We start from the raw sequence: 803 nt of genomic DNA, 5'->3' as shown, positions 1-803 counted from the left end.
AACCTATCGTATCTGCAACCGCATCAATCTGAGCTACTGTTACAGTAACGGTCACTACTGCTGTATCGCAATTAGACGGATTTAATTTTTCACAAATTTGATAAGTCAACGTGTAAGTTCCCGCTGGGGTGTTTGGTAAAACATAAACACTACCATCTGGGTTAAGTACCAAATTAGTGTTTGGTATTATTGTTGTTAACGTAACATCAGATGGTGTAACAGGGGTTCCATTTAAAGTATCATTACTAAGTACGTTCACAACATTAGTAGAACCAGTAGTGCCATTAATCGGACCTGCAGTATCTGCAACCGCATCAATTGTTCCTGCTGTTACCGTAACAGTTACTACTGCTGTATCGCAATTAGACGGATTTAATTTTTCACAAATCTGGTAAGTCAACGTGTAAGTTCCTGCTGGTGTACCTGGTGCAACTTGAACACTTGTACCAGATAAAGTGACTCCTACATTAGTAGAAGAAACAAACGTTGTAGTAACATCTGACGAGTTAACTGGCGTTCCGTTTAAAGTATCGTTTGCAAGTACATTGGCTACTGCCGTTCCTCCTACAAAACCATTAACTGGTGTACCAGCATCATTAACCGCATCAATTGTTCCTGAGGTTACCGTAACCGTTACCACTGCTGTATCGCAATTAGTTGAATTTAGTACCTCACAAATCTGGTAAGTTAACGTATAAGTTCCTACTAGTGTGTTTGGTAAAACATCAACACTACCATCTGGGTTAAGTACTAAGTTAGAATTTGGTGTTACCGTTGTTAAAGTAACCTGTGACGGAACTACC

1 pseudogene is annotated in these 803 nt (G+C 39.6%); it reads right to left on the bottom strand.

Features of this window, described 5'->3' with window-relative positions:
• Positions 1-803, bottom strand: a pseudogene (locus NAT47_RS12555) (gliding motility-associated C-terminal domain-containing protein); the annotation flags it as partial.

Source organism: Flavobacterium fragile, assembly GCF_023634865.1.
Lineage (GTDB): Bacteria > Bacteroidota > Bacteroidia > Flavobacteriales > Flavobacteriaceae > Flavobacterium > Flavobacterium fragile.
This window is presented reverse-complemented; position numbering and strand designations above follow the sequence as displayed.